This window comes from Pseudomonas sp. 9.1(2019), from assembly GCF_009910445.1.
GTDB lineage: Bacteria > Pseudomonadota > Gammaproteobacteria > Pseudomonadales > Pseudomonadaceae > Aquipseudomonas > Aquipseudomonas paraversuta.
On sequence record NZ_VBWF01000011.1, the window covers coordinates 405,997 to 422,217 of the forward strand.

The 16,221-nt window shown below is 57.6% G+C and carries 13 protein-coding genes; 1 reads left to right on the top strand and 12 read right to left on the bottom strand.

Annotated elements, in window-relative coordinates; all coding sequences use genetic code 11:
* Positions 1 to 35: 35 nt before the first annotated feature.
* The 5 genes from surE to FEZ21_RS20815 form a co-directional block, all read right to left on the bottom strand.
* Entirely contained in the window at positions 36 to 785 is a 750-nt protein-coding gene (surE, locus tag FEZ21_RS20795; protein WP_003440501.1) for a 5'/3'-nucleotidase SurE, read from the bottom strand.
* Positions 773 to 1,831: a tRNA pseudouridine(13) synthase TruD gene (gene truD / locus FEZ21_RS20800; protein WP_010655956.1), complete on the bottom strand. Its 1,059-nt coding sequence runs from the start codon at positions 1,829 to 1,831 to the stop codon at positions 773 to 775. Before truD ends, surE begins: the two co-directional genes overlap by 13 nt.
* Positions 1,828 to 2,301: a 2-C-methyl-D-erythritol 2,4-cyclodiphosphate synthase gene (ispF, locus tag FEZ21_RS20805; protein ID WP_003440497.1), complete on the bottom strand. Its 474-nt coding sequence runs from the start codon at positions 2,299 to 2,301 to the stop codon at positions 1,828 to 1,830. The genes truD and ispF overlap by 4 nt, the downstream gene beginning before the upstream one ends.
* 43 nt (positions 2,302 to 2,344) lie before the next feature.
* The gene (gene fghA / locus FEZ21_RS20810) at positions 2,345 to 3,190 is read right to left on the bottom strand and encodes an S-formylglutathione hydrolase (protein WP_003440495.1); all 846 of its coding nucleotides are present in this window, start codon (positions 3,188 to 3,190) and stop codon (positions 2,345 to 2,347) included.
* 87 nt (positions 3,191 to 3,277) lie between these two features.
* Positions 3,278 to 4,390 (bottom strand): S-(hydroxymethyl)glutathione dehydrogenase/class III alcohol dehydrogenase, encoded by a 1,113-nt coding sequence (locus tag FEZ21_RS20815; protein WP_010655958.1) that lies wholly within the window; start codon positions 4,388 to 4,390, stop codon positions 3,278 to 3,280.
* 108 nt (positions 4,391 to 4,498) lie between these two features.
* Here FEZ21_RS20815 and FEZ21_RS20820 point away from each other — a divergent pair, with 108 nt between their 5' ends.
* Positions 4,499 to 5,395 carry a LysR substrate-binding domain-containing protein gene (locus FEZ21_RS20820; RefSeq protein ID WP_003440489.1) on the top strand — a complete coding sequence of 299 codons (897 nt, stop codon included), beginning with the start codon at positions 4,499 to 4,501 and terminating at the stop codon, positions 5,393 to 5,395.
* A gap of 79 nt (positions 5,396 to 5,474) precedes the next feature.
* On the opposite strand, the gene ispD is transcribed toward FEZ21_RS20820, so the two are convergent.
* The 7 genes from ispD to dnaE all read right to left on the bottom strand — a co-directional run bounded on the left by ispD (position 5,475) and on the right by dnaE (position 16,188).
* Positions 5,475 to 6,179: a 2-C-methyl-D-erythritol 4-phosphate cytidylyltransferase gene (gene ispD / locus FEZ21_RS20825; protein ID WP_003440486.1), complete on the bottom strand. Its 705-nt coding sequence runs from the start codon at positions 6,177 to 6,179 to the stop codon at positions 5,475 to 5,477.
* Positions 6,176 to 6,454: a cell division protein FtsB gene (ftsB, locus tag FEZ21_RS20830; protein ID WP_003440483.1), complete on the bottom strand. Its 279-nt coding sequence runs from the start codon at positions 6,452 to 6,454 to the stop codon at positions 6,176 to 6,178. Before ftsB ends, ispD begins: the two co-directional genes overlap by 4 nt.
* A 163-nt stretch (positions 6,455 to 6,617) precedes the next feature.
* Positions 6,618 to 7,907: a phosphopyruvate hydratase gene (eno, locus tag FEZ21_RS20835; protein ID WP_003440481.1), complete on the bottom strand. Its 1,290-nt coding sequence runs from the start codon at positions 7,905 to 7,907 to the stop codon at positions 6,618 to 6,620.
* A gap of 328 nt (positions 7,908 to 8,235) precedes the next feature.
* The gene (locus FEZ21_RS20840; RefSeq protein WP_003440470.1) at positions 8,236 to 9,867 is read right to left on the bottom strand and encodes a CTP synthase; all 1,632 of its coding nucleotides are present in this window, start codon (positions 9,865 to 9,867) and stop codon (positions 8,236 to 8,238) included.
* Between the two features lie 272 nt (positions 9,868 to 10,139).
* Complete coding sequence (tilS, locus tag FEZ21_RS20845; RefSeq protein ID WP_160628332.1) at positions 10,140 to 11,456, bottom strand: tRNA lysidine(34) synthetase TilS; 1,317 nt, start codon at positions 11,454 to 11,456, stop codon at positions 10,140 to 10,142.
* Positions 11,457 to 11,534: 78 nt separating this feature from the next.
* Positions 11,535 to 12,482 carry an acetyl-CoA carboxylase carboxyltransferase subunit alpha gene (locus FEZ21_RS20850; protein ID WP_003440465.1) on the bottom strand — a complete coding sequence of 316 codons (948 nt, stop codon included), beginning with the start codon at positions 12,480 to 12,482 and terminating at the stop codon, positions 11,535 to 11,537.
* A gap of 184 nt (positions 12,483 to 12,666) precedes the next feature.
* The gene (gene dnaE / locus FEZ21_RS20855; RefSeq protein WP_003440462.1) at positions 12,667 to 16,188 is read right to left on the bottom strand and encodes a DNA polymerase III subunit alpha; all 3,522 of its coding nucleotides are present in this window, start codon (positions 16,186 to 16,188) and stop codon (positions 12,667 to 12,669) included.
* Positions 16,189 to 16,221: the final 33 nt, after the last annotated feature.

The window sequence follows — 16,221 nt, forward strand, 5'->3', positions numbered from 1 at the left end:
GCCGCGATGCATCAGGCCATCCTGTTCACGCCCCATCACCCCAGACCCTCCAGCCAGACACCGAGGCTTTTGAAACCATCGCCAAAAGTGCGGTCAAGTTGCAGCGGCGTGATCGAGACATAGCCCTGCATCACGGCATGGAAGTCCGTTCCCGGGCCGCCATCCTCTGCATCGCCGGCAGCCGCAATCCAGTAGCCGGCCTTGCCACGCGGATCCACAACCCGAACCGGCGCCGCAGCACGGGCACGATGCCCCAGACGCGTGAGTTGAATACCGCGAATTTTATCGAGCGGCAGATTGGGAATATTCACGTTCAGGACCGTACGCGGCGGCAAGTCCAGCACCCCGTGCGCTTCAACCAGCTTGCGGGCGAAATAGGCCGCTGTCGGCAAGTTGTCCAGTTGACGCGACACCAACGAAAACGCGAACGAAGGGTGATCGAGAAAACGCCCCTCAAGCGCCGCAGCCACAGTCCCTGAATACAGCACATCGTCACCCAGATTGGCACCCAGGTTAATTCCCGAGACCACCATGTCCGGCTGCTGCTCCAACAGACCATTAAGGCCCAGGTGAACGCAATCGGTCGGCGTGCCATTAATGCTGATAAAGCCATTGGCCAGGGTGTGCGGATGCAAGGGCCGATCCAGCGTCAGTGAACTGCTCGCCCCGCTTTTGTCTTGCTCGGGCGCAATCACCACGCACTCGCAATAATCGGCCAGCGCGCCATAAAGCGCGGCCAGACCCGGGGCAGTGACCCCGTCATCGTTTGAAATCAGAATACGCATAGGCTGTCCGTTTGACCCAAAGGCACCAGATCAACAAGTTCTCGCACCAGGACAGTAGCGAAGCATCCGGCCGGCAGAACAAATTCCAGTTGCAGAATGTCAGGCTCCGGATAATGCCACGTCAACCGGCCAATGGGCAGCCGCAGGATACGCCGTTCATGGCTCATGCCTGCTCGAACCAGCCAGTCACGCAAATCAGCTTCGCGCCCGGCAATGGACTGTTCCAGTTCATGGGTTGCACCGGTGGTCGGCGACTCGCCCTCGCCCCACAAGGGACCGGTGGGATGAAGGTCGAGAATGCTCAGTCGCGGGTCGCTGCATTCAGCCTCACCCGCCGCAAAGAAACTGCGACTGTCGGTAAAGGCCAGTAAATCGCCAACCTGTGCACGTTGCCAGCTACCATCGGCTACCCGCGCCGCCAGCACCTGATTGAACAGATAACTGCGAGCGGTGGACAACAGCCGCGAGCGCACATTGCGCTGCTCCGGCAAGGCTTTGCGCGCCGCATAGTCACGGGCCTCACCCAAATTACCGCCCTGCCAGCCGAAACGCTGGGTGCCGAAATAGTTCGGTACGCCCTGTTTGGCGATCAGTTCAAGACGTTGCGCCAACGCTTCCTTGTCCCCGGCCAGTTGCGTCAGGCGCAGGGTGAAACCGTTGGCAGCATGGGCGCCGCGTTGCAACTTGCGTTTGTGGCGTGTGCTTTTGAGAATTCGCAGGGTGTCGTTTTCAGCGCCCGACATGTCAGGATCGGCCTTGCCCGGCAACTGCACGCTGAACCACTGGCGCGTCAGGGCCTGACGGTCTTTCAAGCCTGCGTAACTGACCGTACGCAGCGGCACGCCTGCGGCCTTGGCGATCCGCCGTGCGGCTTCTTCAGTGTTCAGCCCCCGCTTCTCGACCCACAACCACAGATGCTCGCCATCACCGGACAACGGAATATCCAGCACTTCATCAACCTGGAAGTCTTCAGCCGTGGCCTTGAGCACCGCGGTCCCCAAAGGCTCGCCGTAAGCCAGCGGCCCCAGCAGATCAAACTCGTTCATCCGCGAACCAACAACGCGACGGAATGCACAGCGATGCCTTCTTCACGACCGACAAAGCCGAGCTTTTCGGTGGTGGTGGCTTTTACGTTTACCTGGTCCAAATCAACCTCTAGATCCGCCGCAATCAGCGCGCGCATCGTTTCAATATGCGGCGCCATTTTTGGCGCCTGGGCAATGATGGTGTTGTCGACATTGCCGACTTTCCAACCTTTGGCATGGATCAGCCCGACGACATGACGCAACAGGACGCGGCTGTCTGCGCCCTTGAAAGTCGGGTCGGTATCAGGAAAGTGCTTGCCGATGTCGCCCAGCGCCGCAGCGCCCAGCAAAGCATCGCTGAGTGCGTGCAACAGCACGTCGCCATCAGAATGGGCCAACAGCCCGAATTTGTGGGAGATCCGCACGCCGCCCAGGGTTATAAAATCGCCTTCAGCAAAACAGTGCACATCATAGCCGTGGCCAATACGCATAAAAAAACGCCCCGATTAAGTCAGGGCGTGATTCTACCCACTATTAAGCGCTTAGTGCGCTCGCGTGGTGACGCAAGTGGTCGTCAATAAAGCTGGCGATGAAAAAATAGCTATGGTCGTAGCCCGGCTGCAGACGCAAGTTCAACGGATGACCCGCCAGTTTCGCAGCCTGCTGCAGTGCCTCGGGCTTGAGCTGCACACTCAGAAAGTCGTCCCGATCTCCCTGATCCACCAATAGCGGCAGCTTTTCACGGGCCTCGCTGATCAAAATGCACGCGTCCCATTCACGCCACCGCGAGCGCTCATCCCCCAGGTAATGGGAGAAGGCCTTTTGCCCCCACGGGCAATCCATCGGGTTGCTGATCGGCGCAAAAGCGGACACCGACTGATAGCGCCCCGGATTGCGCAGCGCACAAACCAAAGCTCCGTGGCCACCCATGGAGTGTCCGCTGATCCCGCGTTTTTGCGAGGCAGGAAAATGCGCTTCAACCAATGCCGGCAATTCCTGCACCACATAATCATGCATGCGGTAATGCTGAGCCCAAGGCTGCTGCGTTGCGTTCAGGTAAAAACCTGCACCCAGGCCGAAATCCCAGGCGCCATCCGGATCATCCGGAACCCCGTCGCCACGGGGGCTGGTGTCCGGCGCCACGATAATCAGCCCCAGCTCGGCGGCCATTTTCATAGCGCCGGCCTTGTGCATGAAGTTTTCATCGGTACAGGTCAAACCCGACAGCCAGTACAACACCGGCAGCCTGGCGCCCTGCTCGGCCTGGGGCGGCAAGTACACGGCAAATACCATGTCGCAACCCAGTACTTCAGAACGGTGCCGGTAGCGCTTGTGCCAGCCACCGAAGCTTTTCTGGCAGGAAATATTTTCCAGTGTCATGGACAGCTCCAAGCTTTCAGCTGCAAGCCACAAGTAGAAGCGGGCATGTGTTTCTCCCGCTTATAGCTTGTAGCTTGCAGCTCTTCGTCAGAAGTGGATTACAGTACGAATGCTTTTGCCTTCGTGCATCAGGTCGAAAGCCTTGTTGATGTCTTCCAGGCCCATGGTGTGGGTAATGAAAGTGTCCAGCGGGATTTCACCGGTTTGCGCCATGTCGACATAGCTTGGCAACTCAGTGCGCCCACGCACGCCACCAAAGGCCGATCCACGCCAGACTCGGCCGGTGACCAACTGGAACGGACGGGTCGAAATTTCCTGACCGGCACCGGCGACACCGATGATGACGGACTCGCCCCAACCTTTGTGGCAGCACTCCAGTGCCGCACGCATCAGTTGCACATTACCTATGCACTCGAAAGAAAAATCGACGCCGCCGTCAGTCATGTCGACTATCACTTCCTGAATCGGGCGATCAAAGTCCTTCGGGTTGACGCAATCGGTCGCGCCCAGTTGCCTGGCGATTTCAAACTTGCCCGGGTTGATATCGATGGCAATGATCCGCGCGGCCTTGGCCTTTACTGCGCCGATCACCGCTGAAAGGCCAATGCCGCCCAGGCCGAAGATGGCTACGGTGTCGCCCGGCTTGACCTTGGCAGTATTGATCACGGCACCAATACCCGTGGTGACACCACAACCCAGCAGGCAGACCTTCTCCAGCGGTGCGTCTTTTTGAATCTTGGCCACCGAGATTTCCGGCAACACGGTGTATTCCGAAAAGGTAGAGGTGCCCATGTAATGGAAAATTGGCTGCCCTTTGTAGGAGAAGCGCGTGGTGCCGTCCGGCATCAGGCCTTTACCCTGGGTGGCACGAATCGCCTGACACAGGTTGGTTTTGCCTGACAGGCAGAATTTACACTTGCGGCATTCCGGCGTGTACAGCGGGATGACGTGATCGCCCACTGCGACGGAGGTAACACCTTCGCCGATCGCCTCGACTACAGCGCCGCCTTCATGGCCCAAAATCGACGGAAAGATGCCCTCCGGATCGGCCCCCGACAAGGTGTAGGCATCGGTATGGCATACACCCGAAGCCACCACCCGCAGCAACACTTCACCCGCCTTGGGCATCGCAACGTCAACTTCGACGATTTCCAGCGGTTTCTTGGCCTCGAAGGCTACGGCAGCACGTGACTTGATCATCAATCGACTCCAGCAAAGTTAAAACAAGACCAGAAGTGTAAATCAGCGCTGACTGATTAATAATCCGGACAAAAGCAAAACATTATTGCCATACAGGGATAATCAACTGTGAATGAGAGCCGCTGGGAAGGCATTGATGAGTTTGTTGCGGTGGCCGAATGCGGCCAGTTCACCGCTGCTGCAGAACGCCTTGGCGTGTCGTCATCGCACATAAGCCGCCAGGTCGCCCGACTCGAAGAACGCCTGCAAACCCGACTGTTTTATCGCAGTACGCGCCGGGTAACCCTGACCGAGGCCGGTCAGACATTTTTACAGCACTGCCAGCGCTTGCAAGACGGCCGCGAAGAAGCCCTGCGTGCAGTCGGCGACCTGGCCAGCGAACCCAAAGGCATGCTGCGAATGACCTGCGCAGTGGCCTACGGCGAACGCTTTATCGTGCCGCTGGTGACACGTTTTATGGGGTTGTACCCGCAGTTACGGGTCGATATCGAACTGAGCAATCGTCCATTGGATCTGGTGCACGAGAGCCTTGATCTGGCCATCCGCCTGGGCCGGCTGCAGGACTCACGACTGGTGGCCACCCGCCTGGCACCACGACGTATGTATCTGTGTGCATCGCCGTCATACCTGGAACATTACGGCCGCCCCCATAGCCTGTCGGAATTGAGCCGTCACAACTGTTTGATTGGCAGCTCAGATCTATGGCAATTGCAGCAGGACGGGCGCGAATTTTCGCAGCGGGTGCAAGGCAACTGGCGCTGCAACAGCGGGCAGGCAGTACTGGATGCAGCCCTGCTGGGGGTCGGGCTGTGCCAGCTACCGGACTATTATGTGCTGGAGCATTTGAAGACCGGGGCTCTGGTGTCTTTGCTAGAAACTCATCAGCCACCCAATACCGCGGTTTGGGCGCTCTATCCGCAGCAACGGCACTTGTCGCCAAAGGTCAGGAAGCTGGTGGACTATCTGAAGGAAGGATTGGCAAAGCGTGAGGAGTATTTGGGTTAGAAACCTGTAGCAACGAGCTTGCCTCGCCATCTTTTGATCTTTTAAAAGATCGCGAGGCAAGCTCGCTGCTACAGAGGGATCAACGATTGACCCAGCGCAACCGCAGCCACTCGAGGTCCTCGGGGCGGGTCACCTTGATGTTGTCCGAGCGACCCTCGATCAGGCGCGGCGCGAGGCCCGCCCACTCCATGGCTGAGGATTCATCAGTGATTTTGGCATCTGCCACCAGGCTATCAGCCAGGGCCCGGTGCAATGCTCCCAGACGGAACATCTGCGGCGTGTACGCCTGCCAGATCAGACTGCGATCGACGGTTTCAACCACCCGGCCATGCTTGTCGACGCGCTTGAGCGTGTCCCGCGCAGGAACCGCCAGCAAGCCACCGACCGGGTCGAGGGCCAGTTCGCGCAGCAATTTGTCCAGATCTTCACGGGACAGGTTCGGGCGTGCGGCATCGTGAACCAACACCCAATCGTCATCAGACGCGCCCAGTGCATGCAGATGCAGCAACGCATTGAGCACCGAATCGGCACGCTCGCGCCCGCCCTCTACCCGGGCGATCCGTGGATCGGCGGCACAGGGCAAGGAAGGCCAAAAAGGGTCATCAGAAGCAATGCTGACCACCAGCCCCTTGAGGCCCGGATGGTCAAGAAAACAGCCGAGGCTGTGTTCCAGAATACTGCGCCCGCCCAACTGCAAATACTGCTTGGGACGGTCTGCGGCCATACGGGCACCAACGCCCGCGGCAGGAATCACGGCCCAGAAGGCCGGTGACAGGGAACTCATTGGGCCAACTGGTAGAGGGTTTCGCCCTCCTTGACCATGCCCAACTCATGGCGAGCGCGTTCTTCAACGGTCTCCATGCCTTTTTTCAACTCCAGAACTTCCGCATCCAGCACACGGTTGCGCTCCAGCAATACTTCGTTTTCAGCATGCTGATCGGCGATTTGCTGGGTCAGGTCGGTAACCTGCGCCAAACTGCCATTCCCCACCCACAGGCGATACTGTAGGCCAGCCAGCAGCAAGAGCAAGATGAGAAACAACCAATTAGGACTGCGCATCGAATATCAGGTATCCAGTGAAAAGACAGCCATGCCGAAAAACGTAAACAACCAATAGTACAAAGCCTGGAGAACCCAGGCTTGTACAGATTCAGATTAGTGTCAAAAAACTCGTCTAAGCGAAAATTCCGACACAACCTGCTGTCTTTTTACCACCAACTGCTTAGCCGCGAAACTCGCTGCGACCGTTGTACTTGGCTTTTGCGCCCAATTGCTCTTCGATACGCAGCAATTGGTTGTACTTGGACACGCGATCCGAACGGCACAGAGAGCCGGTCTTGATCTGGCCAGCCGAAGTACCCACTGCCAGATCGGCAATGGTGGAATCTTCGGTTTCGCCGGAACGGTGCGAAATCACTGCAGTGTAACCAGCGGCCTTGGCCATCTGGATAGCTTCCAGGGTTTCGGTCAGGGTGCCGATCTGGTTGAACTTGATCAGGATCGAGTTGGCGATCTTCTTATCGATGCCTTCTTTCAGGATCTTGGTGTTGGTTACGAACAGGTCGTCCCCTACCAACTGAACTTTCTCACCGACTTTGTCGGTCAGGATTTTCCAGCCATCCCAGTCAGACTCGTCCAGGCCATCTTCAATGGAGATGATCGGGTAGCGCTGAGTCAAACCTTTGAGGTACTCGGCGAAACCTTCGGAGTTGAACACCTGGCCTTCACCAGACAGGTTGTACTTGCCGTCTTCGTAGAATTCGCTGGCCGCACAGTCCAGAGCCAGGGTCACGTCAGTGCCCAGGGTGTAACCGGCATTGGCGACAGCTTCGGAGATCACTTTCAGTGCATCTTCGTTGGAAGCCAGGTCAGGTGCGAAACCACCCTCATCGCCCACTGCAGTGCTCAGGCCACGAGCCTTGAGTACAGCTTTAAGGTGATGGAAGATTTCAGTACCCATGCGCAGCGCGTCGGAAAAGGTCTTGGCGCCAACCGGCTGCACCATGAACTCTTGAATGTCGACGTTGTTATCTGCGTGCTCGCCACCGTTGATGATGTTCATCATCGGTACCGGCATCGAGTAAACACCCGGGGTGCCGTTCAGGTTGGCGATGTGTGCGTACAGCGGCAGGTCCTGGTCCTGAGCCGCAGCCTTGGCAGCTGCCAGGGATACAGCGAGGATGGCGTTAGCGCCCAGGGAACCTTTGTTTTCAGTGCCGTCCAGCGCAATCATCGCGTGGTCCAGCGCTTTTTGATCAACCGGGTCTTTACCCAGCAGCAAATCGCGAATCGGGCCGTTAATGTTGGCAACGGCTTTCAAAACGCCTTTGCCCAGGTAACGGCTCTTGTCGCCATCACGCAGTTCCAGCGCTTCACGGGAACCGGTGGAAGCACCGGAAGGCGCGCAAGCACTGCCGATGATGCCGTTGTCGAGAAGCACGTCCGCTTCCACGGTGGGGTTGCCACGGGAGTCGAGAACTTCACGACCTTTGATGTCGACGATTTTTGCCATTGTTGTAAACACTCCAAAGTTGACGAAAACGACGCAGCTGAGGGAAATTTTGTCATCATCGACAAGGGCCAATCTGCAGGCAGCCTTGAGGACGATAAGGTTCGGAGCCAGGGGTCCGAGAAATCGTGCGGTACTTTACCGGAGAAACGAGGGTGATGCGGTTTCTATTGTCGGAAAACTCTTCACAGAAGTGTCTGCCGCGGACATCGGCGACCGCGGCTGCCAAGGCAAACACGTGGTCGTCGGTAGTCGGTAGCACGCAAAAACCAGGGTGATCTTCTGGAAAGTCCGCCAGAACCTGCGCGGACTTTCCATTACACCCTGCTGCTTAAGCGTTTTTTTCGTGCTGAGCCAGTGCAGCCTTGACGAAACCCGTGAACAACGGATGACCGTCACGTGGCGTGGAGGTGAACTCCGGGTGGAACTGGCAAGCAACGAACCAAGGATGATCCGGTGCTTCAACCACTTCTACCAGCGCGCCGTCACCGGAACGACCGGTTACTTTCAGGCCGGCTTCCATCAGTTGAGGCAGCAGGTTGTTGTTCACTTCATAGCGATGGCGATGACGTTCAACGATCACGTCCTTGGCATAGCAGTCGTGAACCAGAGAGCCGGCGGTAAGCTGGCAGTCCTGTGCACCCAGACGCATGGTGCCGCCCAGATCCGAAGTTTCGGTACGGGTTTCAACAGCACCGGTGGCGTCTTCCCACTCAGTGATCAGGCCCACAACCGGGTGGCCGCTGTTGCGATCGAACTCGGTGGAGTTGGCGTCTTTCCAGCCCAGCACGTTACGTGCGAACTCGATAACCGCCACTTGCATGCCCAGGCAGATACCCAGGTATGGCACCTTGTTTTCGCGAGCATATTGAACCGCAGTGATCTTGCCTTCTACGCCGCGCAGACCGAAGCCGCCCGGGACCAGAATGGCATCGACACCTTCCAGCAGTTCAGTACCTTTGTTTTCGATGTCTTCAGAATCGATATAACGCAGGTTGACCTTGGTACGGTTGGAAATACCGGCGTGGCTCATCGCTTCAATCAGCGACTTGTACGCATCCAGCAGTTCCATGTACTTGCCGACCATGGCGATGGTGACTTCGTGCTCAGGATTGAGCTTGGCGTCGACCACTTGTTCCCATTCGGACAGGTCGGCGCTGTTGCATTCCAGACCGAAACGCTCAACGACAAAATCATCCAGACCCTGAGCGTGCAGCATGCCCGGGATACGGTAGATGGTGTCGGCGTCTTCCAGCGAAATCACCGCACGCTCTTCAACGTTGGTGAACAACGCGATTTTGCGACGCGAGGAAATATCGACATGGTGATCGGAACGGCAGATCAGAACATCTGGCTGCAGGCCGATGGAACGTAATTCTTTAACCGAGTGTTGCGTTGGTTTGGTTTTCGTTTCGCCAGCAGTGGCGATATACGGAACCAGAGTCAGGTGCATCAGCATGGCGCGCTTGGCGCCTACTTCGATGCGCAGCTGACGGATTGCCTCGAGGAACGGTTGCGACTCAATGTCACCCACAGTGCCGCCAATCTCAACCATCGCTACGTCGGCATCGCCGGCGCCCTTGATGATTCGACGCTTGATCTCGTCGGTGATGTGCGGAATTACCTGGATGGTTGCACCCAGGTAATCACCACGGCGCTCCTTGCGCAGGACGTGTTCGTAGACACGGCCCGTGGTGAAGTTGTTGTTCTGGGTCATGGTCGTGCGGATAAACCGCTCGTAATGACCCAAGTCCAGGTCGGTCTCTGCGCCGTCGTGTGTGACGAACACTTCACCGTGCTGGAACGGGCTCATGGTGCCCGGATCAACGTTGATGTAGGGGTCCAGCTTCAGCATGGTGACCTTAAGTCCCCGCGCCTCCAGGATGGCTGCCAATGAAGCCGAGGCAATGCCTTTCCCCAATGAAGAAACAACACCGCCCGTGACGAAGATGTAGCGCGTCATGAAAAACCCTAGAAGTCTGCGTTAAAGCGGTCAGAGCCGCCGGGGAAAGCGAAGGAAGGCCGAAGCCCCCAATCACCAGCATTAGTCACAGTGCACCTTTCGAAAAACTGCTGCGTTGAAACAGACCGATGGAAACCAACGGTTCGATACAAGCCACACATTTTTTTAAAATCGCCCAGCAAAGACTGCTTGGTAATCGGCAACATCTGCAATTCTGGTGAATCTACAGAAGTTGTATCAAGAAGGGAGCGTAGTCTACCGGAAACACCCTTTCAGCTCAAACCTTGATCGCTCTTAGTTGGCAGCCAGTGCAATTGCCAGCGTCCACAGGGGCCGCAGTCCAGTCCCGGGAGGTTTGCCACTGCCAATAACTGCCCGTTTACATACAAAAGCGGCAATCTGCCACGGACAAATAATGGCAACCCCTGCTCGTTGAGCAGTCGCTTCAGGTCACGATGACCACGGTTTTTCACCGTCATCACCTCGCCCCCCTGACGATAGCTCACTTGCACGGAGCCATCGGGTATATCCCCCGACAGACGTAACTGACCGTTGCCGGGCAATATCAGTGGCTGATGCGGGTTGTGCCATTGCACAGAAGCTGGCGGCTGGCACAACCAGTCACCGGCCAGCCACCAGATCCTCCCGCCTGAACGGTGCAACTCGCCTTCGGCAAGTTTCCAGAGCGGTTGCCCGTCGCCCCGGGCATCGCGCAAGGCATCCCAACCGGCCCAATGATCGGTATCCGGTAATTGACTGAATGCCGCCAGCCAGTAACGCAACGCATTGCGTTGCCGGGCCGGTGACAGGCAGGTGATCGGCGCAAGCTCCAGCGAGGGCAAGCCGAGCCAGTCGAACTCGCTGACCGCCCCCGCAGCTTGCAGGTCCTGCCGGGCCAGGTCATCGAGCAGGCCCTGCGCCTCGGCACAGTGGGCCGCACTGCGCGCCATGCTGGCGGCTGCTTGCGGCCAGCGCCGGGTCAGCAGCGGAAAAATCTCATGGCGCAAATAATTTCGCGAAAAGTCGGTCTGCTGATTGGACGGATCTTCAATCCAGCTCAGGCTGTGTTCCCGCGCGTAGGCCTCCAGGTCGGTGCGCGACACATCCAGCAAAGGTCGACATAAATTGCCTTCACCCAGCCGACGCTGACGCGGCATCGCAGCCAGGCCGCTCACTCCGGCCCCGCGCAGCAGACGAAACAGCAGGGTTTCCGCCTGGTCGTCGCGATGCTGACCGGTAAGCAGCACCTCTTGCGCTCGCGTAAGCGTCACGAACGCCTGATAGCGAGCCTCACGGGCCGCACGCTCAAGACTTGCTCCGGCCTGCACATGCACGTGTACAACCTGCAGCGGCACCCCCAGCGCATCACAGAGTGCCTGGCAGTGGGCCGGCCACGCGTCTGCCGCAGCCTGAAGACCATGATGGACATGGATGGCGCTCAGAGGAGGCAGAGAACGGGTTTGACGAAGTTGAGCGAGAACATGCAGCAACACGGTCGAATCGAGACCGCCGGAGAGCGCTACATGCCAGGCCCTGGCATTGCGCCAGGGCTCGAGGGCTTTGAGGAGCAGGATTGAGAGGTTGGACATCGCACAATCCTGTAGGAGCTAGCCTTACAACGCAGCAACGAAGAGCTCGCGCGCAAGCTGGCTCCTACAATGCCCCTGTCAGAGACCGTAGCTCATCAGTCGCTCATAGCGACGCTTGAGCAACGCTTCGTGATCGAGTTTATTGAGCATGTCCAGCTGGGAGGCAAGCTCGGCACGAATCGAAGCGGAAGCCGCCACCGGATCACGGTGCGCGCCACCCAATGGCTCGGTGATGACCTTGTCAACAATACCCAGACCTTTCAAACGCTCGGCAGTAATGCCCATCGCTTCGGCAGCATCCGGCGCCTTTTCGGCGGTTTTCCACAGAATCGATGCACAACCTTCCGGCGAAATCACCGCATAGGTCGAGTACTGCAGCATGTTCAACTGATCGCAGACGCCGATTGCCAGCGCACCACCCGAACCACCTTCACCGATAACAGTGGCAATGATCGGGGTTTTGAGGCGCGACATCACCCGCAGGTTCCAGGCGATTGCTTCACTCTGGTTGCGCTCTTCAGCGTCAATCCCCGGGTAAGCGCCAGGGGTGTCGATGAAGGTCAGGATCGGCATCTTGAAACGTTCGGCCATTTCCATCAGACGGCAAGCCTTGCGGTAGCCTTCCGGGCGCGGCATGCCGAAGTTGCGGCGTACCTTTTCACGCACTTCACGGCCCTTCTGGTGACCAATCACCATGACTGGCTGATCGTCCAGACGGGCAATACCGCCAACAATGGCAGCGTCGTCCGAGAAATGGCGGTCGCCGTGCAGCTCATCGAACTCGGTGAAGATGTGCTCGATGTAGTCCAGGGTGTAAGGACGGCGCGGGTGACGGGCCAGACGGGCAATTTGCCAGCTGGTCAGCTTGCCGAAAATATCTTCAGTCAGCGTTTTGCTTTTGTCTTGCAGACGAGAGATTTCATCGCTGATGTTCAGCGAATTGTCGTTACCAACCAAGCGCAACTCTTCGATTTTGGCTTGCAGGTCAGCAATCGGCTGTTCGAAATCAAGAAAATTCGGGTTCATAAGCATCCGTCTTGGGTCGGCGGCAAAGCATGCCAGAAGAGTTAAAACCCAGCATTTGCTGGTGCTTTTAACCGAACTGGGGCAGCCGGTTGATCTGTATCGCGCCTACCTTAAGGGACAGGCGCTCTCAGGTCGAGATTAAAAATTCGGGTCGAGGTCAGGGCGCTTCTCGCACCCCTGACCGTCAACGGTATTGGAGGAAGACGTTGTCTCGCCCAAACTGGTCACGCAAGGCTTGAATCAAGCTGTCAGCCGGATCGATTCTCCAGGTCTCGCCAAACTGCAGCGTCGCCTTGGCCCCCACTCCGGTGTATTCCATGGTGATCGGGCATGCGCCGCGGTGTTTCTTGAACAAATCGCCCAGCCAGCGCAGTTGATCACCTTTGAGCGCGGACTGTACAACTTTCAGACGCAGGCTTTCGGCCAGGCTGGTTCGGGCGTCTTCCATGCTCATCACACGCTTGACCCGCAGGCGCAGGCCGCCGGAGAAGTCGTCATTGCTGACCTCACCTTCGACCACCACCATCGCATCCGTCTGCAACAGCGATTGCGCCGAATGGAATGCCTCGGCAAACAGTGAGGCTTCAATCCGTCCCGACCGGTCGTCGAGGGTGATGAAGCCCATCTTGTCGCCTTTTTTGTTCTTCATGACCCGCAAAGCGATGATCATGCCGGCGACCGTTTGAGTATCCCGGGCCGGCTTGAGATCAATGATCCGCTGACGGGCAAAACGGCGGATCTCGCCTTCATACTCGTCAATCGGATGGCCGGTCAGGTACAGGCCCAGGGTGTCTTTTTCGCCCTTCAAACGCTCTTTGAGCGTTAGTTCCTTGGCCTTGCGGTGATTGGCGTAGACGTCGGCATCCGCCTCGACAAACAGGCCGCCAAACAGATCGGCGTGCCCGCTGTCGTGGGTGCGGGCAGTTTGTTCGGCAGCCTTGATCGCCTCTTCCATCGCAGCCAGCAATACCGCGCGATTCTGGTCGATACTCGCCTGCCAGGCCTTGGGTTCATCATGGAAAAACGGCCCCAGACGGTCCAGCGCACCGCTACGGATCAGACCATCCAGGGTTCGCTTGTTGATGCGCTTGAGGTCGACCCGGGCGCAGAAATCGAACAAATCGGTGAACGGACCGTCCTGGCGAGCTTCGGTGATGGCCTCTACTGGCCCCTCGCCTACGCCCTTGATCGCACCCAGACCGTAAATGATCCGCCCTTCATCGTTAACCGTGAACTTGAACTCCGAAGCATTCACATCCGGTGCGTCGAGACGCAACTTCATGGTGCGAATTTCTTCGATCAAGGTCACGACCTTGTCGGTGTTGTGCATATCCGCCGACAGTACCGCAGCCATGAACGGCGCCGGGTAATGGGTTTTCAGCCATGCCGTCTGGTACGACACCAGACCGTAGGCGGCAGAGTGGGATTTGTTAAAGCCATAACCGGCAAATTTCTCTACCAGGTCGAAAATGTTACCGGCAAGGTCGCCATCGATATTGTTGTTGGCACAACCCTCGATAAAGCCGCCGCGTTGCTTGGCCATTTCTTCGGGCTTTTTCTTGCCCATGGCCCGGCGCAACATGTCGGCACCACCCAGGGTGTAGCCGGCCATGACCTGGGCAATCTGCATCACCTGTTCTTGATACAGAATGATGCCGTATGTCGGGGCCAATACCGGCTTGAGCCCTTCGTACTGGTAGTCCGAGTGCGGGTACGCCAGTTCGGCACGACCGTGTTTACGGTTGATAAAGTCATCAACCATGCCTGACTGCAGCGGCCCCGGACGGAACAGGGCCACCAGTGCGATCAAGTCTTCCAGGCAGTCGGGCTTGAGCTTTTTGATCAGCTCCTTCATGCCCCGCGACTCAAGCTGGAACACTGCAGTGGTTTCGGCCTTTTGCAGCAGCTGATAGGTCGGCTTGTCATCCAGCGGAATGAAGGCGATATCCAGAGGCGGCTCGTCTACCTTGGCGCGATCACGGTTGATGGTTTTCAGCGCCCAGTCGATGACTGTCAGGGTCCGTAGCCCCAGGAAGTCGAACTTCACCAGACCGGCCGACTCAACGTCGTCCTTGTCGAACTGGGTTACCAGGCCGCCGCCCTCTTCGTCGCAGTAAATCGGCGAAAAGTCGGTAAGTTTGGTCGGCGCGATTACAACGCCACCCGCGTGCTTGCCAACGTTACGGACTACGCCCTCGAGCTTGCGGGCCATGTCCCAGATCTCGGCCGCTTCTTCATCGACCTTGATGAAGTCGCGCAGGATTTCTTCCTGCTCGTAGGCTTTTTCCAGGGTCATGCCGACTTCGAACGGAATCATCTTCGACAGACGGTCCGCCAGGCCGTAGGACTTGCCCTGGACCCGGGCCACGTCACGGATTACCGCCTTGGCAGCCATCGAACCAAAGGTAATGATCTGGCTTACCGCGTTGCGACCATACTTTTCGGCTACATACTCAATGACCCGGTCTCGACCATCCATGCAGAAGTCGACGTCGAAGTCGGGCATCGATACCCGTTCCGGGTTAAGGAATCGTTCAAACAGCAGGTCGTATTCCAGCGGATCAAGGTCGGTGATCTTCTGCACATAGGCCACCAGTGACCCGGCACCCGACCCTCGACCCGGGCCAACGGGTACGCCGTTGCTTTTAGCCCACTGGATAAAGTCCATTACGATCAGGAAGTAACCGGGGAACCCCATCTGGATGATGATATCCAGCTCGAAATTCAGCCGGTCGACATACACCTGGCGCCTGGCGTCATAGTCTTCGGTGGTGTCTTTAGGCAGCAGAACGCTGAGGCGATCTTCCAGACCGTCAAAGGACACCTTGCGGAAATACTCATCGATGGTCATGCCATCGGGAATCGGGAAGTTGGGCAAAAAGTGTTTGCCCAGTTTTACTTCGATGTTGCAGCGCTTGGCGATTTCAACCGAGTTCACCAGCGCCTCTGGCAAATCACTGAACAGCTCGGCCATTTCTTCGGCGCTTTTCAGGTACTGCTGGTCGCTGTAGTTTTTCGAGCGACGCGGGTCGTCCAGCGCCCGGCCTTCACCGATGCAGACACGGGTTTCGTGGGCTTCGAAGTCTTCTTGCCTGATGAAGCGCACATCGTTGGTCGCCACCAGTGGCGCGCCGACTGTCTCTGCCAGCGCTACCGCTGCATGCAGGTGCTCTTCGTCATTGGGACGTTTGGTGCGTTGAACCTCGAGATAGAACCGGTCAGGGAATACGGTCATCCATTCGCGGGCCAGAACCTCGGCCTCTTCAGTGTTGCCACTGATCAGCGCGATGCCGATTTCACCCTCCTTGGCTGACGAAAGCATGATCAGGCCTTCCGCAGCCTCGGCTACCCATTCGCGCTCGATAATGACCTGGCCGTTACGCTGGCCATCAATAAAGCCACGGGAGATCAGTTCAGTCAGATTGCGGTAGCCGACGCCATTCATCGCCAACAGGCTAAGGCGACTCACCGGGTTTTCCGGGTCTTTGTTCGACAACCACAGGTCAGCCCCGCAAATCGGCTTGATCCCGCCGCCCATGGCCGCTTTATAGAATTTGACCAAAGAACACATGTTGTTCTGGTCGGTCACCGCCACGGCGGGCATATTCATCCCGGCCAGGGTTTTGATCAGCGGTTTGATCCGCACCAGGCCATCGACCAGGGAGTATTCAGTGTGCAGGCGCAGGTGAACGAATGAAGCCGGCATGGTGATCCTGTCTTTAAGCTTTGAGAAACAACA